Origin of the sequence: Tomitella fengzijianii (assembly GCF_007559025.1) — a bacterium.
GTDB classification, from domain to species: Bacteria; Actinomycetota; Actinomycetes; order Mycobacteriales; family Mycobacteriaceae; genus Tomitella; species Tomitella fengzijianii.
In genome coordinates this window covers 2,837,011-2,858,276 of record NZ_CP041765.1, presented here as the reverse complement: position 1 = coordinate 2,858,276, position 21,266 = coordinate 2,837,011, and the positions used below count along the sequence as shown (strand labels likewise).

Annotated in this window: 21 protein-coding genes and 2 tRNA genes; 16 read left to right on the top strand and 7 right to left on the bottom strand. The window is 70.1% G+C overall.

The window, feature by feature from the left end; translation table 11 throughout:
• The first annotated feature begins 125 nt into the window (after positions 1-125).
• Both FO059_RS13040 and FO059_RS13035 read left to right on the top strand, forming a co-directional pair.
• Positions 126-1,040, top strand: coding sequence for an SAM-dependent methyltransferase (locus tag FO059_RS13040; protein ID WP_143909376.1), 915 nt, complete (start codon positions 126-128; stop codon positions 1,038-1,040).
• A gap of 114 nt (positions 1,041-1,154) precedes the next feature.
• Positions 1,155-1,811 carry a mycothiol-dependent nitroreductase Rv2466c family protein gene (locus FO059_RS13035; RefSeq protein WP_143909374.1) on the top strand — a complete coding sequence of 219 codons (657 nt, stop codon included), beginning with the start codon at positions 1,155-1,157 and terminating at the stop codon, positions 1,809-1,811.
• Positions 1,812-1,908: 97 nt separating this feature from the next.
• Here the strand turns inward: FO059_RS13035 and FO059_RS13030 are convergent, their stop codons facing one another.
• Positions 1,909-3,156 carry an NAD(P)/FAD-dependent oxidoreductase gene (locus FO059_RS13030; RefSeq protein ID WP_143909372.1) on the bottom strand — a complete coding sequence of 416 codons (1,248 nt, stop codon included), beginning with the start codon at positions 3,154-3,156 and terminating at the stop codon, positions 1,909-1,911.
• Positions 3,157-3,281: 125 nt separating this feature from the next.
• Between FO059_RS13030 and FO059_RS13025 the strand changes: the two genes are divergently transcribed.
• Both FO059_RS13025 and FO059_RS13020 read left to right on the top strand, forming a co-directional pair.
• Positions 3,282-3,755: a ribose-5-phosphate isomerase gene (locus tag FO059_RS13025; protein WP_143909370.1), complete on the top strand. Its 474-nt coding sequence runs from the start codon at positions 3,282-3,284 to the stop codon at positions 3,753-3,755.
• Between the two features lie 14 nt (positions 3,756-3,769).
• Positions 3,770-4,564, top strand: a complete 795-nt coding sequence (locus FO059_RS13020; protein ID WP_143909368.1) for an Fpg/Nei family DNA glycosylase — start codon at positions 3,770-3,772, stop codon at positions 4,562-4,564.
• Positions 4,565-4,595: 31 nt separating this feature from the next.
• On the opposite strand, the gene FO059_RS13015 is transcribed toward FO059_RS13020, so the two are convergent.
• Complete coding sequence (locus tag FO059_RS13015; RefSeq protein ID WP_143909366.1) at positions 4,596-5,294, bottom strand: DUF1542 domain-containing protein; 699 nt, start codon at positions 5,292-5,294, stop codon at positions 4,596-4,598.
• 292 nt (positions 5,295-5,586) lie between these two features.
• On the opposite strand from FO059_RS13015, the gene FO059_RS18795 reads away from it, so the two are divergent.
• From FO059_RS18795 to FO059_RS12995, 5 genes are all read left to right on the top strand, one after another.
• Positions 5,587-5,757: a hypothetical protein gene (locus FO059_RS18795; RefSeq protein WP_235671091.1), complete on the top strand. Its 171-nt coding sequence runs from the start codon at positions 5,587-5,589 to the stop codon at positions 5,755-5,757.
• Positions 5,751-6,806, top strand: coding sequence for a quaternary amine ABC transporter ATP-binding protein (locus tag FO059_RS13010; protein WP_235671090.1), 1,056 nt, complete (start codon positions 5,751-5,753; stop codon positions 6,804-6,806). The genes FO059_RS18795 and FO059_RS13010 overlap by 7 nt, the downstream gene beginning before the upstream one ends.
• Positions 6,803-7,804: an ABC transporter permease gene (locus FO059_RS13005; RefSeq protein WP_308339541.1), complete on the top strand. Its 1,002-nt coding sequence runs from the start codon at positions 6,803-6,805 to the stop codon at positions 7,802-7,804. The genes FO059_RS13010 and FO059_RS13005 overlap by 4 nt, the downstream gene beginning before the upstream one ends.
• A gap of 59 nt (positions 7,805-7,863) precedes the next feature.
• Entirely contained in the window at positions 7,864-8,829 is a 966-nt protein-coding gene (locus FO059_RS13000; protein ID WP_199256995.1) for a glycine betaine ABC transporter substrate-binding protein, read from the top strand.
• 331 nt (positions 8,830-9,160) lie between these two features.
• Positions 9,161-10,069 (top strand): glycine betaine ABC transporter substrate-binding protein, encoded by a 909-nt coding sequence (locus FO059_RS12995; RefSeq protein WP_158726393.1) that lies wholly within the window; start codon positions 9,161-9,163, stop codon positions 10,067-10,069.
• Positions 10,070-10,171: 102 nt separating this feature from the next.
• Here FO059_RS12995 and FO059_RS12990 read toward each other — a convergent pair.
• Positions 10,172-10,245: transfer RNA gene (locus FO059_RS12990), tRNA-Gly, on the bottom strand.
• Positions 10,246-10,498: 253 nt separating this feature from the next.
• On the opposite strand from FO059_RS12990, the gene FO059_RS12985 reads away from it, so the two are divergent.
• From FO059_RS12985 to clpX, 5 genes are all read left to right on the top strand, one after another.
• Positions 10,499-10,572, top strand: a tRNA-Pro gene (locus FO059_RS12985).
• Positions 10,573-10,685: 113 nt separating this feature from the next.
• On the top strand, positions 10,686-12,089 hold the full coding sequence (tig, locus tag FO059_RS12980; RefSeq protein WP_143909362.1) for a trigger factor: 1,404 nt from the start codon (positions 10,686-10,688) through the stop codon (positions 12,087-12,089).
• A gap of 209 nt (positions 12,090-12,298) precedes the next feature.
• Entirely contained in the window at positions 12,299-12,889 is a 591-nt protein-coding gene (locus tag FO059_RS12975) for an ATP-dependent Clp protease proteolytic subunit (protein WP_143910746.1), read from the top strand.
• 124 nt (positions 12,890-13,013) lie between these two features.
• Positions 13,014-13,631 (top strand): ATP-dependent Clp protease proteolytic subunit, encoded by a 618-nt coding sequence (locus FO059_RS12970; RefSeq protein WP_143910745.1) that lies wholly within the window; start codon positions 13,014-13,016, stop codon positions 13,629-13,631.
• A 278-nt stretch (positions 13,632-13,909) separates the two neighbouring features.
• Positions 13,910-15,193, top strand: coding sequence for an ATP-dependent Clp protease ATP-binding subunit ClpX (clpX, locus tag FO059_RS12965; RefSeq protein WP_143909360.1), 1,284 nt, complete (start codon positions 13,910-13,912; stop codon positions 15,191-15,193).
• Between the two features lie 170 nt (positions 15,194-15,363).
• Here clpX and FO059_RS12960 read toward each other — a convergent pair whose 3' ends face one another.
• The gene (locus tag FO059_RS12960) at positions 15,364-16,140 is read right to left on the bottom strand and encodes an IclR family transcriptional regulator domain-containing protein (RefSeq protein WP_143910744.1); all 777 of its coding nucleotides are present in this window, start codon (positions 16,138-16,140) and stop codon (positions 15,364-15,366) included.
• Positions 16,141-16,157: 17 nt separating this feature from the next.
• Positions 16,158-16,946, bottom strand: a complete 789-nt coding sequence (gene pcaD, locus FO059_RS12955; protein ID WP_143909358.1) for a 3-oxoadipate enol-lactonase — start codon at positions 16,944-16,946, stop codon at positions 16,158-16,160.
• 198 nt (positions 16,947-17,144) lie between these two features.
• Between pcaD and FO059_RS12950 the strand changes: the two genes are divergently transcribed.
• Positions 17,145-17,903, top strand: a complete 759-nt coding sequence (locus tag FO059_RS12950; RefSeq protein ID WP_143910743.1) for a CoA transferase subunit A — start codon at positions 17,145-17,147, stop codon at positions 17,901-17,903.
• A 94-nt stretch (positions 17,904-17,997) separates the two neighbouring features.
• Positions 17,998-18,657: a 3-oxoacid CoA-transferase subunit B gene (locus FO059_RS12945; protein ID WP_143909356.1), complete on the top strand. Its 660-nt coding sequence runs from the start codon at positions 17,998-18,000 to the stop codon at positions 18,655-18,657.
• Positions 18,658-18,780: 123 nt separating this feature from the next.
• Here FO059_RS12945 and FO059_RS12940 read toward each other — a convergent pair whose 3' ends face one another.
• Positions 18,781-20,286, bottom strand: coding sequence for an MFS transporter (locus tag FO059_RS12940; RefSeq protein ID WP_143909354.1), 1,506 nt, complete (start codon positions 20,284-20,286; stop codon positions 18,781-18,783).
• Between the two features lie 121 nt (positions 20,287-20,407).
• Positions 20,408-21,229, bottom strand: coding sequence for a formate dehydrogenase accessory sulfurtransferase FdhD (fdhD, locus tag FO059_RS12935; protein ID WP_143909352.1), 822 nt, complete (start codon positions 21,227-21,229; stop codon positions 20,408-20,410).
• Positions 21,230-21,266: the final 37 nt, after the last annotated feature.

Below are 21,266 nucleotides of genomic sequence, written 5' to 3'. Positions count from 1 at the left end.
CGGGCGTGTGCGGCGGAGGGCGAAGCACACCGAGCGTGTGGCCGACGGTGGCGAAACTGGGCGCGGCGTGCGAATGGACGTGGAAGACTGCCGACCGGCACCGATGATCGAGGGGAGTGGATCAGATGGCGGATGCGACGGGCGAGGGGGACGCGGTTCCGGTCGACGGGATCGCGGTGACGGCGATCGGTGTGGCGGTGATCCGCGCCCGCGAGGACGCGCGGCCGGACCGCCTCTACTCCGACCCGCTGGCGCGGGCGTTCGTGGACGCGGCGAGGGCGGGCTTCCCTCCGGAGCGGTGGGCCCGGTTGGAGGCATTGGCCGGGCAGTTCTACGAGGGGCGCACGGTGGGCGTCCGCCTCGTCGACCACTCCGTCCAGGATGCGCTCGACCACGGCATCCGGCAGTTCGTGCTGCTCGGCGCGGGGCTGGACACGCGGGCATTCCGGATGGGGCTGCCGCCGGACACGGTCGTGTTCGAACTCGATCTTCCGGAGACTTTCGCCTTCAAGGAACCCGTGCTCGAGCGGGCGGGTGCGGTTCCCTCCTGCACACGGCGTGTGATTCCGGCGGACCTGCGCGCCGGGTGGCGGCACGCGCTGCTGGACAACGGGTTCCGCCCGGAGATCCCCACGCAGTGGGTCGATGAGGGCACGCTGGGGAACCCGACGGAGGACTGGAAACGCCGGCTGGTGGAGGACCTCACGGCGTTGTCCGCCGTCGGCAGCCGGTTCGGTGTGGGTCGATTCGCTGTCGACGCCGAGAGCCCGCAGTATCGCGAGTACCGGAACCTCACCGCTGGTGATAAAGGAGCAGGCGGGGAGCGGGCGGGCGAAAAGAGGGCCGGTGGTGCGTCGACGTCCGGCCCGTGGGGCGGACCGGACGCCCCCGGCCGACCGACGGACGAAGTGGAACTATGGCTGCGGGACATCGGCTGGGACACCCGGTTCCGCGGCTGGAACGCGATGACCGCCGGGCTCGGCAGGGACGTCGCCCAGGACGATCCCGGTGTCGGGACCGTATTCGCCACCCGCCGGTGATGGTGGATCGCTGCGCGTCGCGGAGTGTGCGGGGGAAGAGAACCGGGAACGCGGGCGTTGGACAATGGTGGATGACGGGGGAGTCAGCATCGGCGACAGAAGGAGCACACGGAGATGACGGGCACTGTAGCGGCGGCAACGACGACGGCACCTGCGGAGGACGCAACCCGCAATCGTGCGGACTTCTGGTTCGACCCGCTGTGCCCGTGGTGCTGGATCACCTCGCGCTGGATCCTCGAGGTGGAGCAGGTTCGCGACATCGACGTGCACTTCCACGTGATGAGCCTGGTCGTCCTCAACGAACGCAACGACGATCTGACCCCCGAGTACCGCGAGCGACTCTCCCGCGGCCTGGGCCCGGTGCGTGTGGCCACCGCGGCGGCCCAGAAGTACGGCGACGAGATCCTCGCCCCGCTGTACACCGCCATGGGCACCCGCATCCACAACGAGGGGAACAAGGACCTCGAGTCGGTCATCGCCGGCGCGCTCGCGGAGCTGGAGCTGCCGGCCGAACTCGCCGACGCCGCGCACAGCGAGGAGCACGACGAAGCGCTGCGCGCCAGCCACCATGCGGGCATGGACAAGGTGGGCGCCGACGTGGGCACCCCGACCATCCACGTGAACGGCGTCGCGTTCTTCGGGCCGGTGCTCTCCCGGATCCCGCGCGGCGAGCAGGCCGGCGCCCTCTGGGACGGTGTCGTCGCGATGGCCTCCTACCCGCACTTCTTCGAGCTCAAGCGCGGCCGGGACGAGGAACCCGTCTTCGACTAGGCCTCGACCCGCTCGCCGAGTTGGTGGTTCTCGGGTGCTCCAGCCGCCGCCGACCACCGAAAAACCACCGACTCGGTGCACGCGGCGGCGCGTTCCGTCAGAGCGCCAACTCGCCCAGCGGCACCGAGGCGTCGGCCAGGCGCCCCAGGTCCACCGGCCGCCGCGCGGAGATGAGCGCCTTGATGTCGTCGGTGGAGTCCCAGATGTTGACGTTCATGCCCGCGAGCACGACGCCCGCCGCATCCACCCAGAATGCGATGAACTCGCGGCCGTCGACGTCGCCGCGGTACACCACCCGCGTGTAGCCCTCGGCGTGGCCTGAGTACTCCATGCCCAGGTCGTACTGGTCGGTGAAGAAGTACGGCAGCCGCGCGTACTCGGCGTTGCCGCCGAGGATGTTGGCGGCCGCCACCGCCGGCTGATTGAGTGCGTTGGCCCAGTGCTCGGTGCGGATCCTCGTGCCGAACAGCGGGTGCTCCGCGGCGGCGATGTCGCCCACCGCGTACACGCCGGGCGCCGAGGTGCGCAGGCCCGCGTCGACGAGTACGCCACCACCCTCCACTGCGATGCCGGCCTCCGACGCCGGCTCCGTATTGGGCCGGGCGCCCACGGCGACGAGGACCACGTCGGCCGGGACCTGTTCGCCGCCTTCCAAGCGCAGCCCCGTCGCCCGCCCGTCCTCGGTGGTGATGGCGGCGACCTTGGCCTCCAGTCGCAGGTCCACCCCGTGCTCGCGGTGCAGGGCGGCGAACACGGCGCCCAACTCGGGGCCCAGTGCCGCCTTGAGTGGCTGGTCGGCGGCCTCCACCACGGTCACCTCGGCGCCGCGTCCGCGCGCACCGGCCGCCACCTCCAGGCCGATCCACCCGCCGCCGATCACCGCCAGCCGGGTGCCTGCGGTGATGGCGCCGGACAGCGCAGCGGCGTCGTCGATGCTGCGCAGGTAGTGCACCCCTTCGGCGTCGGACCCGTCGATGGGCGGGCGGGCGGAGCGTGAGCCGGTGGCCAGCACCAAAGACGAGTAGCCCACGGCGGAACCGTCGGAGAGGGTCACCGAACGCAATGCGGTGTCGATGCCGGTGGCGGACAGCCCCGAACGCAGGTCCACGGTGTTGTCCTCGTACCAGGAGCGCTGGTGCACCGTGAAGTCGTCGAGGGTCTGCTTGCCGGCCAGGTACTCCTTGGACAGCGGGGGACGTTCGTAGGGCAGGTGCTGCTCGGCGGAGACGAGGATGATGGGGCCGGAGTGCTGTTCGGCCCGCAGCGCCTCCGCGGTCTTGGCGCCCGCGAGGCCTCCGCCGATGATGACGACCGTCCCGTCGGCGCCGTTGCCTGCTGTGCTCATCGCCCGTGCCCTCCGATCGCGTGACCCGCCGGCAGGAATCCTCCGGTGTGCGCCTGATAGTGGCGGCGGTCACCACGTTACCCACGGCGAGCGCGTCGCGGCATGCACCTGACACAATCGTCGCCATGCGCGTATACCTCGGCGGAGACCACGCCGGATTCGAACTCAAGGCCACGCTGATCGAGCACCTGACCGCCGCCGGGCACGAGCCCGTGGACTGCGGCGCGTTCGAGTACGACGCCGTGGACGACTACCCGGCGTTCTGTATCGACGCGGCGCGCAGGGTGGTGGCCGACCCGGGCAGCCTGGGCATCGTCATCGGCGGCAGCGGCAACGGCGAGCAGATCGCGGCCAACAAGGTGTCGGGCGCGCGGTGCGCCCTCGCGTGGAGCGTCGAGACGGCCCGGCTGGCGCGTCAGCACAACAACGCGCAGCTGATGGGCATCGGCGGGCGTATGCACTCGCTCGAGGAGGCGAAGGCGATCGTCGACGCGTTCTTGTCGGCCGAGTGGTCGCAGGAGGAGCGCCACCAGCGCCGCATCGACGTCCTCTCCGAATACGAGCGCACCGGCACGGCCCCCGCCGTCCCCGGCGCCTGAAGCCGCGCGCGGCCGTGCCGGAGGGGCACACCGTCCACCGGCTCGCGGCGATCCACGAGGAGCGGTTCGCCGGGCGCCCGGTCCGGGTGAGCAGCCCGCAGGGGCGGTTCGCGCAGGAGGCGCGGCTGGTGGACGGCCGGGTCCTGGAGCGCGCCGACGCATACGGAAAGCACCTGCTGCACTTCTACGACGTGGACCTCGCCGTGCACGTGCATCTGGGGATATACGGGGTCTTCGAGGAGGAGAAGACGCCGATGGACCCGCCGCGCGGGCAGGTGCGCATGCGCATGGTCGGCGCGGAGTTCGGCACCGACCTGCGCGGACCCACCCGCTGCGAGGTGGTCGATCATGCGGCGGTGGACCGTCTGCGTGCGCGCCTGGGCCCAGACCCGCTGCGCGCGGAGGCGGATCCGGAGCGGGCGTGGCGGCGCATCGCGCGGTCGCGCGCCCCGATCGGCGGATTGCTGATGGACCAGTCGGTGGTGGCCGGCGTCGGCAATGTCTACCGCGCGGAGGTCCTGTTCCGGCAGGGCATCGACCCGATGCGCCCGGGGCGGTCTCTCAGCGCTGCCGAGTGGGACGCGCTGTGGGCGGACCTGGTGTCGCTGATGGCCGTCGGTGTCACGGCGGGCGGCATCGTGGTGGTACGCGACGAGCACGATCACGGCGACCCCGCCTACGCCAAGGGCAAGCCGCGGACGTACGTCTACCGGCGCGCGGGCAGCCCGTGCCGGGTGTGCGGCACGACGGTGCTGCGCACGGAAATGCAGGGCCGCAACCTGTTCTGGTGCCCGCACTGCCAGAGCTGACGGGGCGGCAGCACGAGGCCCGGCGCGGGAATCAGCGGGGACTTTCGGCCCGCGGGTCCACGCCGTGGCCGCGCTCGAAGTCCTCGCCGTCGTAGGGCACTCCGGGAAGCCCGGCCAGCAGCGCGTCGAAGAACCCGGCGGAATCGTCGGACCAGCCGGCGGGCGTGCCGGCCGCAGACCACCAGCGCTCGGAGTACCAGCCCGCGGGCACCGGCCGTCCGCGTACGCGCCCGCCGGGGAAGTAGTGCGGCGTGCGGTCCGAGGGGGCGGCGGACGCGGCGACCTCACGTCCGTCCCAGGACGCCGTCCGCGTCGCGCCGACGGCACCCGCAGTGTCCGCCCCGGAGAGCGGCGGCAGCGGCGCGCCGGGATCGGCGCCGTCCGCGATGCGCGCGGCCCGCACGAAGTGCAGACCTTCGATGGCCGTCTCCTGGGCGCGCAGGGCGAGGGCGGGGGTGCCGGCGCGGGGGAGCTGATCAGCCGTGCGTGCCTTGCAGTCATCGGCGCGTCGCAGGCACTCGCGCGCAGCCCGGGTGGCAGCGGGAACGGCCGCAAAGCCCTCCAGCTGACCGGTCAGCCGCGCCATCCACTGCGCGGGCCGGGCGGCGTCGCCGGCGTCGGTCGCAGCGTCCCTCTCGGCGATCCGCCTTTGCGCACGGCGGGCGAGGACGACCGCGACGATGAGCGCGACGAGCACGAAGAGTGCGATGAAAAGCACAGGCGAACCCACACCGGTCAGGGTATCGCTGTGCGCTGGGCGGAGGCGCGTCCGCTCCTGTCTGGGACGCTCGTGCAAAGGTTACAGCTCGGCGGCGGAGGCATATCCAGGCTGCGACCTGCGATACGGTCAGCTACGAATCACAGATTGCGCAATTTTCCATAAGTGGTGATCGGTGCTCGGGCCCGGGAGATCCCCGGAACCCGTGGCACTCGGGCGCGACGACCGGAGCCGGACGGCGGCGCGGTCTCCCTGCCCGCGCCGGGGCGTACCCCCGGGTATCACCGCGGTCACGGAGGACACGGTGGCGACGGTCAAGACGGAGAAGCTCTACAAGGTGTTCGGGCCGAACCCGGAGAAGGTGGTGGCCGCGCTGGAAGGCGGTGCCGGCCGCTCCGAGGTGGACACCGGGGGGCGACCGCCGCGGTCGTCGACGCGGACCTCGACATCCGCGACGGCGAGACGTTCGTGGTGATGGGGCTGTCCGGGTCGGGCAAGTCGACGCTCCTGCGCATGCTCAACGGGCTGCTTCCGGCCACGTCGGGGCGGGTGCTGGTGGACGGGGAGGACCTCACCGCCATGTCCGACCGCGAGGCCCGGCACCTGCGCCGACGCACCATGAGCATGGTCTTCCAGCACTTCGCGTTGTTCCCGCACCGCACCGTGCTGGACAACGCCGCGTACGGTTTGCAGATCCAGGGAGTGGGCAAGGCGGAGCGGCGCCGCAAGGCGGCGCGTGCGCTGGAACTGACCGGGCTCGCCGGTTGGGAGGATCACATGCCCGGCCAACTCTCCGGGGGCATGCAGCAGCGCGTGGGGCTGGCCCGTGCGCTCGCCGCGGAGACGGACATCCTGCTGATGGACGAGGCGTTCAGCGCGCTTGACCCGCTCATCCGGCGCGACATGCAGGACCAGCTCACCGAGCTGCAGAAGACGCTCAACAAGACGATCATCTTCATCACCCACGACCTGGACGAGGCCATGCGGATCGGCGACCGCATCGCGATCATGCGCGCCGGCCGGATCGTGCAGATCGGGACCGCGCGGGAGATCCTCGACTCCCCGGCCAACTCCTACGTGCAGGAGTTCACCCAGGACGTGGACCGCACGCGGGTCCTCACCGCGGAGAACGTCATGGACCGGCAGGCGGTCACCGTCACGGCGGCCGCGCTCGATGCCAAGTGGGACGAGATCGCCGCGGACCAGGGGCATCGGAGCGTGTTCGTCGTCGACGAATCGGGCCGCCCGGTCGGGGTGATCGGATCCGGCGCCGCGGGCGGCGCAGCGGCGCCGGGGGGTCGTCCCCGAGTGGACCGCGATCTGGTGGAGGTACCGGAGAGCGCCTCACTCCGTTCGCTTTTCCGCAGCTCCGCGGCCAGCGACCACCCGCTGGCGGTGGTCGACGACGCGGGCAGGCTCAGCGGCACCATCACGCAGGACCGGCTGCTGGGCGCGGCGGGCGAGGCGACGGCCGAGTACTCCGAGACGGCTCTGCAGTCCGAGGCACAGGGGGCGGCATCGTGAACCCAGATATGATCACCATGGCGGGAGGCCCTGCCGGCGACGTGACCCTGCTGGCCGACAACTGGCATGTGCCGCGGATCCACGTGGGCGACTGGTTCGACACGATCATCACGTGGCTGACGGACAACGTCGGCCCGCTGTTCGACTTCATCTCCACGGTCGTATCCGGCGCCGTCACCTGGCTCACCGACGTGCTCACCTACCTGCCGCCGTGGGGCATGATCATCATCTTCGCGGTGCTCGCGCTGTGGATCCGGGGCTGGAAGGCCGCCGTGGTCTCGGTGATCGGCTTCGGGCTCATCGACGGGATGATCGAGTTCGAGGCGACGATGGAGACGCTGGCGCAGGTGCTGTTCGCCGCGGTGATCTCGGTGGTGATCGCCGTGCCGCTGGGCATCTGGGCGGCGCGCAATGCGACGGTGAGCCGCATCGTGCGGCCGTTGATGGACTTCCTGCAGACGCTGCCGGTGTTCGTCTACCTGATCCCCGTGATCTTCTTCTTCTCCATCGGCACCGTCCCCGGCATCGTCGCCACCGTGGCGTTCTCGTTGCCTCCGGGCGTGCGGCTCACCGAACTGGGCATCCGCCAGGTCGACCGCGAGATGGTCGAGGCAGGCGAGGCGTTCGGCACGTCGCCGTGGGGCATCCTCACCGGAATCCAGCTGCCACTGGCGTTGCCGTCGATCATGGCGGGTGTCAACCAGGTGATCATGCTCGCGCTGTCGATGCAGGTGGTTGCCGGCATGGTCGGCGCCCCCGGGCTGGGCACGGAGGTGTTCGGGGCGGTCACACGGCTCCAGCTCGGCGCCGGATTCGAGGCGGGCATCGCCGTGGTGATCCTCGCGATCTACCTCGACCGTCTCAGCGCCTCGTTCGGCAACCGCTCGACGTTCCACCGCATGGGTGCGGTGTTCCGCAACCTGCGCGGCCGCCGGACCGCGGCGGACGAGGAGAAGACGCCGGCCGACGCCGACAGGACCGCGGCGGCGGCAGGGTGATCCGCGCGGCGAGGTCGGGCGTCGCCGCGGGAACAAGAAATTCGAGAAAGGGAGAGATCATGGAACCAGGGGAGAATCCGGAGTCGGTGGCCACGCCGATGCGCCGCAAGGGGCGTCGCCGTGGACTGCTGACAGGGGCGGTCGCGATCTTCGGCGCAGTCGCCATGGTCGCGGCCGGGTGCGGATCGAGCGACCAGGCGCCCGGCGGGGGCGGTGGCGGCGGTGACGACACCATCAACATCGGCTACATCGCCTGGGACGAGGACATCGCCCTGACCAACCTGTTCCAGCAGCAGCTGGAGGACGCGGGTTACAACGTCAAGACCACGCAGCTCAGCGCGGGCGCGATCTTCTCCGGAATGGCCAACGGCGACGTCGACATGTTCCTCGACACCTGGCTGCCCACCACGCACAAGGAGTACTGGGACAAGTACGGCGACCAGCTCGAAGACCTGGGCGTGTGGTACGACAACGCCAGCCTGGAGCTCACCGTGCCGTCGTATGTGACAGACGTGAACTCGATCGCCGACCTCAAGGACCACGCCGACGAGTTCGGGGGTGTCATCACCGGCATCGAGCCCAGCGCCGGGATCATGAACCGCGCCGAGAACTACGCGGTGCCCGAATACGGCCTCGAAGGCGTGATGAAGGTCCAGCAGTCGTCGACGCCTGCGATGCTGGCGGAGCTCGAGAAGGCGATCAGCGACCAGAAGCCGATCGTGGTCACCATGTGGCACCCGCACTGGGCGTACAGCCGCTACGACCTCAAGGATCTGCAGGACCCGAAGAAGGCGATGGGCGAGGCCGAAAAGCTGCACATCACCGCCCGCGGCGGGTTCAGCGAGGCGCACCCGAAGATCGCCGAGATGGCCTCGAACTTCACGATGGACGACGAGAACCTGCAGTCGCTCGAGGACGCGATCAACTCGGCGGGCAAGGGCAAGACGTCCGACGCGGTCAAGAAGTGGGCTCAGGACAACAGCTCGTGGGTCGACGAGAAGTTCGGTTCGCTCAAGCAGGACTGATCGGCCGGCGGCGGTCTGCACAACCTTTTCCCGCCGCACAGGCGGAACGCGGGCGTGGCCGGGATCCTCAGCGGGTCCCGGCCACGCCCGCGTCCCGTCGCAGTGCCGGGTCGTTGTGCCGGAAGTCCTGAGAACGACCGTCCCGGAGTGGGAACCTCAATGGGAGGACCGACGACGGTGGCCGCGCCGATGCGCTGCCCGGGCTGATCTGCTCAGGCCGGGCGGCGGGTCCGGTCGGAAGGGAGACGGAGCGATGGGCTGGCCGGGCAACGGGGATCCGACGGGGTGTCGTCGACGGCGCGGCACGGCGGACGGCCGACACCCCCGCACCATGGTGGCCGGTTTCCTGGTGGCCGTCACCGCGGTGGCCCTCGTCGCCGCCGGCTGCGGGTCCGGCGCGGACACCTCGGTCGACGAGGCCCACACCGTCAGCATCGGTTATATCGACTGGGCCGAGGACACGGCGTTGACGACGCTGTTCGACCAGCAGCTCGGCGACTCCGGATACGAGGTCGATACGAAGAAGTTCGACGACGTCGGCGCGCTCTTCGCTGCGATGGCGGACGGGAAGATCGACATGTTCCTCGATACCTGGCTGCCGCTGACGCACCAGAAGTACTGGGATCAGTACGGGGACCGGCTCGAGGACCTGGGCGTGTGGTACGACAACGCCCGGCTGGAGCTGACGGTGCCGTCGTATGTGACCGACGTGAACTCGATCGCCGACCTGAATGAGCATGCCGGCGAGTTCGGCGGCGTGATCACCGGCATCGAGGGCGGCGCCGGAATCGTGGACCGTACGGAACACCACGTGATCCCCGACTACGACCTGGGCGGGGTGATGCGCGTGGAGGAGTCGTCCGCCGAGCAGATGGCGGCCGACCTGGGGGCGGCGATCGCCGACCGCACGCCCATCGTCGTCACGCTCTGGCACCCGCACTGGGCGTACAGCCGCTACGACCTCAAAGACCTGCAGGACCCGAAGGGCTCCCTGGGGGGCACGGAGAACCTGCACATCACGGCCCGCGCGGGGTTCAGCGACGACCATCCGAACCTGGCGAGCGTGGCATCGGGATTCAGCATCGACGACGAGCGGCTGCAATCGCTGGAGGCGGCGATCAACGCTGCGGGTTCCGACGGCGCACAGGCGGCGGTGCAGCAGTGGCGGACCGACAACGCCGACTACATCCGGCAGGAGTTCGGAACGCTGCATCAGAGCGATCAGCGGCACGTCAACTGAGCGGCACCGGAATTGGTTCAGGGCACGCGCGGGGCGCGATGTGCCGGCTTCGGCCGTCCCAGGAGGCGGTCAGTCCGGTCCGGAGACCGGCCCTGACCTGCGTGGAGCGGGTGACGGGAATCGAACCCGCACCATCAGCTTGGAAGGCTGAGGTTCTACCATTGAACTACACCCGCATGCTGCACCTGCGGGCCGAACGCGGCCCGCGTGCAATCAGAACTGTACCCAATCCGGGCCCGGTATCACCAGCGGGGGGCCGGGCCGTAGGATCGGAAACCGTACGATCCAGCGTGCGGGCCCGGCTGTGCCCGGATGCGGTTTTCGTGTCGGAACACCCGCCGTGTCGGAACACCCGTCGCGGCGGGCATGCACCGCAGGGTTCCGCCGCGTGGCGCCATCGAACGCAGCCGGGTAGGTGCCCAGTGGTCACGGGGTGTGGCGCAGCTTGGTAGCGCATCCGCTTTGGGAGCGGAGGGTCGCAGGTTCAAATCCTGTCACCCCGACTGGCAGTACACGTGACGTAGGCGGTCGCGGAGGCCGCCTACGTCCTGCCGGAGAACATCGAACACGACCGCGTCCCGGAAGCGGGTCCGCGGAACGACGAAGGAGCTAGTCCGTGAAGAGCACCGTCGAGCAGCTCAGCCCGACGCGGGTCCGGATCAACGTTGAGGTGCCCTTCGAGGAACTCAAGCCGGACTTCGACGCCGTCTACCGTCAGCTTGCGCAGCAGGTGCGCGTTCCCGGGTTCCGCCCGGGCAAGGCGCCGGCGAAGATCATCGAGACCCGCGTCGGACGCGGTGCGGTCATCGAGCAGGTCCTGCAGAACGCGGTCCCCGGCCGTTACACGGAGGCCGTTACCACGAACGACATCAAGGCCATCTCGCAGCCGGAGATCGAGGTCACCAACATCGAGGACGGCGACCACGTCGAGTTCACCGCCGAGGTGGACGTGCGCCCCGAGATCGACCTGCCCGACTTCTCATCCATCGCGGTCGAGGTCGACCCGATCGCCGTCACCGACGAGGCCGTCGACGAGCAGCTCGACGCGCTGCGTGCCCGTTTCGGCACCCTCACCGGGGTGGACCGTGCCGTGCAGGACGGGGACTTCGTCTCCATCGACCTGGCCGCCACCGTCGACGGCGAGCCGGTCCCCGAGGCGACCGCGGAGGGGCTTTCGCACGAGGTGGGCTCCGGTCAGCTGATCGAGGGCCTGGACGAGGCCGTCGTGGGTGTCGAGGCCGAGGGTTCGGCCGAGTTCACCACCAAGCTGCTCGCCGGTGAGCACGCGGGCCAGGAGGCCGTGGTCACGGTGACCGTCAACAACGTCAAGGAGCGCGAGCTCCCCGAGGTGGACGACGAGTTCGCCCAGCTCGCCAGCGAGTTCGACACGATCGACGAGCTGCGTACGAGCCTGCGCGAGCGGGTGGAGCAGTCGCAGCGGTCCGAGCAGGCCGGTGCGATCCGCGACAAGGTCCTCGAGGACCTGCTCGAGAAGGTCGAGTTCGAGCTTCCCGAGGCCATCGTCCAGGCCGAGGTCGACAACCAGATCCACGAGGTCGTGCACAGCCTCGACCACGACGAGGAGCAGCTCGACAGGCTCCTCGAGGCCCAGGGCTCGAGCCGCGAGAAGTTCGAGGCCGATGCCAGGGAGTCCGCGACCAAGGCGGTCAAGGCGCAGTTGCTGCTGGACGCGGTCGCCGACGCGGAGGACGTCCAGGTCAGCCAGGAGGAGCTCACCGAGCGCCTGCTGTTCGAGGCCCGTCGCGGCAACATCGCGCCCGATCAGCTGGCGCAGCAGATCCAGGACGCGGGGCGCCTGGGCGTGCTCTACGCGGAGGTCCGGCGCAGCAAGTCGCTCGCCGACATCGTGCAGAAGGTCACGGCCAAGGACACCGACGGCACCGTCATCGACGTGGCCGACCTGCTGGGCCTGAAGGACGACGACGCCGCCGACGAGGATGCGGCCGCAGAGGCGACCGACGCCGGCGACGACGCCGAGACCGCGGACGCGAAGGACTGACCCCGAGGGGCTTTCACGCTGACAGCGAAAGTGGGCGGTACCGGGACTACGGTGCCGCCCGCTTTCGTTAGGGTCGATGAAGGGGCTCCCGGCGCGGGCGGCATCGCGCGGGGTGCCCGGAACGGCAAGGCGGTCGCGCACCGTCCGACCGCAGTTCGCAGTACCCGACGCACTCGAAAGGCACGCCCGTGAGTTTGCAGAATCCCGCCATGCGTTCCGGCGCCTCCGGTCTCAACCTCAGCGACTCGGTCTTCGAGCGCCTGCTCCAGGAGCGCATCGTCTTCCTGGGCTCGCAGGTGGACGACGAGATCGCCAACCGTCTCTGCGCGCAGATCCTTCTGCTCTCCGCGGAGGACCCCACGCGGGACATCTCGCTGTACATCAACTCGCCCGGGGGATCGGTCACCGCCGGCATGGCCATCTTCGACACGATGACCTACGCGGAATGCGATGTGGCCACCTACGCGATGGGACTGGCCGCGTCGATGGGCCAGTTCCTGCTGGCGGCCGGCACCAAAGGCAAGCGCTACGCCCTGCCGCACGCGCGGATCATGATGCACCAGCCCTCCGCCGGCATCGGCGGTTCGGCCGCGGACATCGCCATCCAGGCCGAGCAGTTCGCGCAGACCAAGCGCGAGATGAACGAGCTCAACGCGCTCCACACCGGCCGCTCGGTGGAAGAGGTCACCCGGGACGCCGACCGCGACCGCTGGTTCACCGCGGACCAGGCGCTGGAGTACGGCTTCGTCGACCACGTCATCAGCCGGGCCAAGGACGCCGGCGGCACCGGGGCGAGCTGAGCGAGGCCGCACGGCCCGCCCCCGTCCGCACGACAATCCCGCTACCGCAGACACGGAGAACCCGATGACCCACTCTTCGCAGAACCCCGGACCGCAAAACCCCGGACCGCGCGGCGGTGCACCGATGATGCCGCAGGCCCGGTACATCCTGCCGTCGTTCGTCGAGCACTCCAGCTACGGCGTCAAGGAGTCGAACCCCTACAACAAGCTGTTCGAGGAGCGCATCATCTTCCTCGGTACGCAGGTCGACGACGCCTCCGCCAACGACATCATGGCGCAGCTGCTGGTGCTCGAATCGCTCGACCCGGACCGCGACATCACGATGTACATCAACTCGCCCGGCGGATCGTTCACGTCGCTGATGGCCATCTACGACACGATGCAGTACGTCCGCGCCGACATCACCACCGTGTGCCTGGGCCAGGCGGCATCCGCCGCCGCGGTACTGCTGGCGGCGGGCACGCCGGGTAAGCGCATGGCGCTGCCCAACGCACGCGTGCTCATCCACCAGCCGGCCACCGAGGGCATGCAGGGACAGGTGTCCGACCTGGAGATCCAGGCCAAGGAGATCGAGCGGATGCGCCGCGCCATGGAGACCACGCTGGCGCGGCACACCGGCAGGACGGCCGAGCAGGTCCGGATCGACACCGACCGAGACAAGATCCTGACGGCGGAGGAGGCCCGCGAGTACGGCCTCATCGACACCGTGCTGGAGTACCGCAAACTGTCCGCTCAGGGGTAGCCGGTCCGCGCGGCCGCCGGCGCCTCTCCGGAGGTGTGGCCGCGCGGTGCCCGGCGGTGCGGGAGGCACGAGCGGCAGCTCGCCATGCGGGCGCCGAATGCCGCCGCGGGTGGCTGCGAGCGGGTACCGTCGGTAAGCGACCGGCGGATGACGACAGGGCGCCGGTGCCGGTGGGAAACCGGACCGGCGCCGCTGGGGAGCCGAGGACGGCCTCGGGAACGGCGACGGCGTAGGACGTGCACGAACGCGGGCAAGCGAGAAAGTAGGGGACGGCGGACATGGCACGCATTGGTGACGGAGGCGACCTGCTCAAGTGCTCCTTCTGCGGAAAGAGTCAGAAGCAGGTGAAGAAGCTCATCGCCGGCCCCGGCGTGTACATCTGCGACGAGTGCATCGACCTGTGCAACGAGATCATCGAGGAGGAGCTGGCGGAGTCCGGCGACGTCAAACTGGACGCGCTGCCCAAGCCGGGCGAGATCCACGAGTTCCTCGACAGGTACGTCATCGGCCAGGACGATGCCAAGCGCAACCTCGCCGTGGCCGTCTACAACCACTACAAGCGCATCCAGGCGGGTGACGGTTCGCGCGACGCGCACGGCGAGTCGGTCGAACTGATGAAGTCCAACATCCTGATGCTCGGACCCACCGGCTGCGGCAAGACCTATCTGGCGCAGACGATGGCGAAGATGCTCAACGTCCCCTTCGCGATCGCCGACGCCACCGCGCTCACCGAGGCGGGCTACGTGGGCGAGGACGTCGAGAACATCCTGCTCAAGCTGATCCAGGCCGCGGACTACGACGTCAAGCGCGCGGAGACCGGCATCATCTACATCGACGAGGTCGACAAGATCGCCCGCAAGAGCGAGAACCCGTCGATCACGCGCGACGTGTCCGGCGAGGGCGTCCAGCAGGCGCTGCTGAAGATCCTCGAGGGCACGCAGGCGAGCGTCCCGCCGCAGGGCGGCCGCAAGCACCCGCACCAGGAGTTCATCCAGATCGACACCACCAACGTGCTGTTCATCGTGGCGGGCGCATTCGCGGGGCTCGAGAAGATCGTCGACGACCGCGCAGGCAAGCGCGGACTGGGCTTCGGCGCGGAGGTGCGGTCGCAGGCTGAGACGAGTGCCGAGTCCGGGGACCGCTTCGCGGACGTCATGCCGGAGGACCTGATCAAGTTCGGTCTGATCCCCGAGTTCATCGGGCGCCTGCCAGTGGTCGCGACGGTGACCGACCTGGACAAGGACGCGCTGGTGAAGATTCTCTCCGAGCCGCGGAACGCCTTGGTCAAGCAGTACGCGCGGCTGTTCGACATGGACGAGGTGGAGCTCGAGTTCACCGACGACGCCCTCGAGGCCATCGCGGATCAGGGGATCCTGCGCGGCACCGGCGCCCGCGGCCTGCGCGCGATCATGGAAGAGGTCCTGCTGCCGGTGATGTACGAGATCCCGGGGCGGGACGACGTCGCCAAGGTCGTCGTCGACGGGGACACCGTGCGGGAGAACGTCAACCCCACGATCGTGCCGCGCGCGTCGGGCGAGGAGCGACGCGAGAAGTCCGCGTGACGTCGTCGTGAGTTAGGGCAGAGGCCATCGAGCGCCCCGGCGGGAGGGTTCCGCCGGGGCGCTCGTCTGCGTCGGGCCGCGTTCAGGTGCGCCCCGCGTTGGGTGGACATTTGGCTGGATTCCGGCGGAAAACCAGCCAAAAGTCCACCAAGGCAGGGCGGCGGTGGGCCTCAGCCCGGTCCGGCGCGGCGCAGGTCGGCCTCGATGGCGGCGGCCGTGGCGGTGAGCAGAGGCAGAATGCGGCCGGTGAGTTCGGAGACGTCGTAGCGTCCGGCGGGGGTGGAGACGTTCACCGCGGCCGCGACGGTGCCGTCGGCGCTGCGGACCGGTGCGGCGATGGAGCGCAGCCCCGGCTCGAGCTCCTGGTCGACGACGCAGTAGCCGTCGTTGCGCACCCGGTCGAGGACGCGGCGCAGCTGATCGGCGCCGGCGACGGTCGTGTCGGTGAGCCGCTCGAACGACGCGGCGGCGATCACCGCGTCGAGCTCCGCCGGGGGCAGGCCCGCCAGCAGCACCCTGCCCATGGAGGTGACGTGGGCGGGGAAGCGCGTGCCGATGGTGATGGACACGGCCATGATGCGGCTGACCTGTTCGCGGGCGACGTAGACGACGTCGGCGCTGTCGAGGACCGACACCGACGTGGACTCGCCGACCCGCTCCGCGAGGTCCCGCAGGTGCGGCTGGGCGAGGTCGGGCAGCCGCAGGCCGGACAGGTAGCTGTAGCCGAGCTCGAGCACCAGCGGCGTCAGCGAGAACGTGCCCGCATCGCTGCGCACGTAGCCGAGGTCGGTGAGAGTAAGCAGGAACCGGCGGGCCGTCGCGCGGGTGAGCCCCGTCGCGCGCGCCACGTCGCTGAGCGTGCGTGACGGGCTGTCCGCGTCGAAGCAGCGGATCACCGCCAGCCCGCGGGCCAGCGACTGGACACGGTCCGGGGGAGGCGTCCGCATGTCGGAGGGGCCCGCGCTCACCGCGTGCCGCCCGTCCCGGAGCGGTGTACGTGCGATGTGATCAGCGCGTTCACGGCGTCGGCCTGCTCGACGTTGGCAAGGTGGGCGCCGGGGTCGAGTACTTCGAGTGCCGCGCCCGGCACCGCGTCGGCGATGGCTCGTAGCGCGTCTGGGCCGGTGGCGGAGTCCTGCGCGCCGGCGATGACAAGGGTGTGAACGGCGATGCGCGGCAGGTCGGCGCGCCCGTCCCAGGCGGAGATCGCCTCGCAGCATGCGGCGTAGCCCTCGTCGGACGTGGCGCTGACCATGGTGCGCGAGCGAGCGACCAGTTCCGGCGCGCTCGCGGCGAGCCTGGGCGTATACCAGCGGTCGACCACCGACGCGGCGATCGAGCCGGTGCCGTCCTTGCGGACCGCCGTCGCGCGGTCGAGCCACGGCTGCGGATCGCCGAACCTGGCCGCGGTGCACAGCAGCGTCAGTGAGAGGAGTCGGGTGGGGGCCCGCACGGCGACGCGTTGCGCGACGGCGCCGCCCAGGGACAGCCCCGCCAGGTGCACCGGCCCGCCCCGGGCGGCGATCAGCCCCAGCACGTCCTCCGCGAGCGCGTCGACGGTGTAGGGGCCGGCGGGGACGGGGGAGCCGCCGTGGCCGCGCAGGTCCGCGCTGATCACGCGGAACTCCCCGGACAGCGCCGTGTATTGCGGTTCCCACATGGTCAGGTCGGAGCCGAGGGAGCCGATGAGTACCAGCGTCGGGGCGCCTGCATCCTCGGGTCCGTCGATGCGGTGTGCGAGTGCGACGGTCATCGGTCCTCCTCGTGTGTGGTCGGCGCTTCAGTCCTGCCCGCTTTTGGTGGACTTTTGGCTGGAACATGGCGGAATTCCAGCCAAAAGTCCACCAAAAGCGGTGACGGGGGCGGTCCGGGGCTAGCGTCGATACCACCATGTTCGCATAGCGAATGGGCGTTCACAAGACGAACATGTTGATGTAGCCTGGGCCGCGTGTTGAACAAGGTGATTGCCACAACAGCGGGGGCCGTGGCCGACGTGCCCCACGGCGCGTCCATCGCCGTCGGCGGCTTCGGGCTGGTCGGCGTGCCGGAGGCGCTGATCGACGCGTTGCTCGAGCAGGGGGCGGGCGACCTGGAGACCGTGTCGAACAACCTCGGCACCGACGGTTTCGGGCTCGGAGTGCTCTTGTCCGCCGGTCGCATCCGCCGCACCATCAGCTCGTACGTGGGGCAGAACAAGGAGTTCGCCCGCCAGTACCTCGCCGGGGAGTTGGAGGTGGAGCTGACGCCGCAGGGCAGCCTCGCCGAGCGCATGCGGGCCGGCGGCGCGGGCATCCCGGCGTTCTTCACCCCCGCGGGTGTGGGCACCCAGGTGGCGGACGGCGGGCTGCCGCGCCGATACGCGCCGGACGGGTCGGTCGCGCTGGCGTCCCCGCCGAAGGAGACGCGCGAGTTCGACGGGGAGGCTTTCGTGCTGGAGCGTGCCATCGTCACCGATTTCGCGCTGGTGCACGCTTGGAAGGGGGACCGGCACGGAAACCTCGTGTTCCGGAAGAGCGCGCGCAATTTCAATCCGCCGGCCGCAGCAGCGGGGCGCATCACTGTGGCCGAGGTCGAGGAGCTGGTGGAGCCCGGTGAGATCGACCCGGACGCGGTGCACGTGCCCGGCATCCAGGTGCAGCGCGTTGTGCATGTGGCCGTGACGGCGCCGAAGAAGATCGAGAAGACGACGCTGCGGGAGACACGATCATGAGCCGGAGGGTGTCGGGAGCATCGCAGGGAGTACCGGAGCGGAGCGAGGAACGGACCGAGGAGCGGAGCGGCGCTCGCAGGCGGGAGACACGATCATGACCTGGTCCAGGAACGAGATGGCGGCGCGTGCGGCCCGTGAGTTGGAGGACGGCCAGTACGTCAATCTCGGCATCGGCATGCCGACGCTGATCCCGAACTTCATCCCCGGCGACGTCGAGGTGATCCTGCATTCCGAGAACGGGGTGCTGGGCGTGGGGCCGTATCCGACCGAGGAGGAGCTGGACGCGGACCTGATCAATGCCGGCAAGGAGACCATCACTGTCGCGCCGGGCGCGTCGTTTTTCGACTCGTCCCAGTCGTTCGGGATGATCCGCGGCGGCAAGGTGGACGTGGCCGTGCTGGGGGCGATGCAGGTGGCGAGCGACGGGGACCTGGCCAACTGGATGGTGCCGGGCGCGATGGTCAAGGGCATGGGCGGCGCGATGGACCTGGTGCACGGCGCCCGCCGGGTGCTGGTGCTCACCGATCACGTCACCAAGAAGGGCGACCCGAAGCTGGTCGACGCGTGCACGTTGCCGCTCACCGGCGCGGGGTGCGTGCAGCGGGTGATCACCGACATGGCCGTCGTCGACGTCGCCGACGGAGAGTTCGTGCTGTTGGAAGTGGCACCGGGCGTCACCGTCGACGACGTCCTCGCCGCGACGGGAGCGCCGGTCCGGGTGCCGGACTCCGTGCGGGTGTCGCCGGCCGGCTGACGGCGCGTGGCGGGGCTCCGGTTGTGCCCTCGATTGACGATCAAGCGGCTCTCACCGGTCCGGCCACCGGGATACGGCACTTCTGGCATGGTCGGCCGGGGCGAGGCATCCGGCGGGTGAGTGTCACTGCGGTGAGCGTGCCTGCGCGGGACTGCTTCCGGCGGGCCCCGGATCCGCGGCCGGCCCGTCCGTGAGGGGCCCCCAGCGCAGGACGGTGCCGCACACGATCCCGCCCAGCGCGAAGATCCCGGCCGTCCACCAGAACGCCGTGGTGTAGCCGTGCACTGCGGCGGCGGCCTGCACTGCGGGCGTGGGGCGCGCGGATGCGGCGTGTGCCGCGATATATCCGGTCACCGCGCTGGTGGCGATGGTGTTCAGCAGTGCGGTGCCGATGGACCCGCCCACCTGCTGACCGACGTTCAGCGTCGCCGAGGCCACGCCCGCGTCCGACGGCTGCACGCCGAAGGTGCCGGTGTTCATCGCGGAGGGCATCGACAGGCCGATTCCCACGCCGCCGACCATGATCGGGCCGAGGACTGCCGAAGCGTAGGAGGAGTCGGCGGTGATGCCGGTCAGCCAGACCATCGCCCCGGCTGCGATGAGCATGCCGAATCCGACGAGCGCCTTGGGCCCGATGCGTGGCATGAGGACCACGTTGGACAGCTGCGCCGACAAGGCCAGTGATCCGATCATCGGCAGGAACGCGACGCCGGTGCGCAGCGGCGAGTAGCCGAGGACGGTCTGCAGGTAGTAGGTGAGGAACAGGAAGATGCCGAACATCGCCGCACCCGTGAGCAGCACTGCAAGATAGGACGCGCCGCGGTTGCGGTCGAGCACGACGCGTGGCGGCAGCAGTGGGAAGTGCGCGCGGGTCTGCCAGAAGGCGAAGAACACCATCAGCGCCACCCCGACGGCGAGGAACGCCAGTGTCGCCGTGTCGTCCCAGGAATGGGACGCCGCATTGGAGAATCCGTACACCAGGCAGAACAGCGCGACGGACCCCGCGATGACGCCGACGAAGTCCAAGCGGGCCTGTCCATGGTCGCGCTGGCTCGTGAGAAGGAACACCGCGCCCACCACGGCGACAGCGGCGATCGCCAGGTTGATGTAGAGGCACCAGCGCCAGCTGAGGTATTCGGTGAGCGCGCCGCCGAGCAGCAGGCCGATGAGGCCGCCGGCCGCGACGATGGCGCCGAACACGCCGAACGCCTTGCCGCGTTCCTTGGCGTCGGTGAACGTGACCGTGAGGATCGACAGCGCGGCGGGTGCGAGCAGCGCGCCGAACACTCCCTGGCAGGCGCGTGCCACCACGAGCATGACGAATCCGACGGACGCCCCGCCGACAGCCGAGGCGGCGGCGAATCCGACGAGCCCGATGATGAATGCGCGCTTGCGGCCGAAGAGGTCGCCGATGCGCCCGCCGAGCAGCAGGAGGCTGCCGAAGGCGAGGGCGTAGGAGGTGATGACCCACTGCCGGTCGATGTCGGAGAAGTGCAGGTCGCGCTGAGCGTCCGGCAGGGCGATGTTCATGACAGTCAGGTCCAGCACGATCATCAGCTGGGCGAGGCCGACGAGTGCGAGCACGAACCATCGGCGGCGGGAACCGGCCATTGCGCCGTCGCGGTCCATGGCGCCTCCTCGCCCGCGCGGCCGGAGCTAGTCGGGACCGCACGTAGCGCCTATTGTGCGGCAGCGCCGCATCCGGCCGCAGCCGATTCGCCCCGCCGGCCAGCAGGGTGCGGGCCGGCGCCTAGGACCCGGTGACCCGGTCCGGCCGCGAGTACACGTTGAGCCCGCCGTCACGCACGAACCCGACGAGGGTGATGCCGGAGCGTTCCGCCAGGTCCACCGCCAGCGAGGACGGCGCGGACACGGCGGCCACCACGGGCACCCCGGCCATCGCTGCCTTCTGCACCAGTTCGAACGACGCGCGGCCGCTGAGCATCAACACCTGACCGGCCAGGGGGATCCGCCCGTCGCGCAGTGCGGCTCCGAGCACCTTGTCGACCGCGTTGTGCCGGCCGACGTCTTCGCGCAGAGAGAGCAGTGCGCCGTCGGAACCGAACAACCCGGCGGCATGCAGGCCGCCGGTGGATTCGAACACCTTCTGCCCGGTCCGCAGCAGTCCGGGCAGCCGGGTGATCACGGCGGCGTCGACGGAGACCGGGTCGTGGGAGGGCGGGTGCGCGCTGACGGTCTCGACGTCGTCGATCGAGGTGGTGCCGCACACCCCGCACGCCGAGCTGGTGAGGAACGACCGTTGCCGGTGCACGCCCGCCGCCTCGTCGCCCAGCTCCACGTCGAGGACGTTGTAGGAATTGCGGCCGTCGTCGTCGGCCCCGGCGCAGTACCGCATGACGTGGACATGCTCGCGCTCGGAAACGATGCCCTCCGCCAGCAGGAACCCGTGCACGAGGTCCATGTCGTCGCCGGGGGTGCGCATGGTGACGGTCAGCGCCGCGCCGCCGACGCGGATCTGCAGCGGCTCTTCGACCACCAGCGTGTCCTGGCGGGTGTGGTGTCCTTCGGAGGTCCGCCGGACGATCCGCCGACGGGTGGTGACGCGGCCCATGCCCTCATCTTGGACTGCGGCGCGTCCCGATGCACAT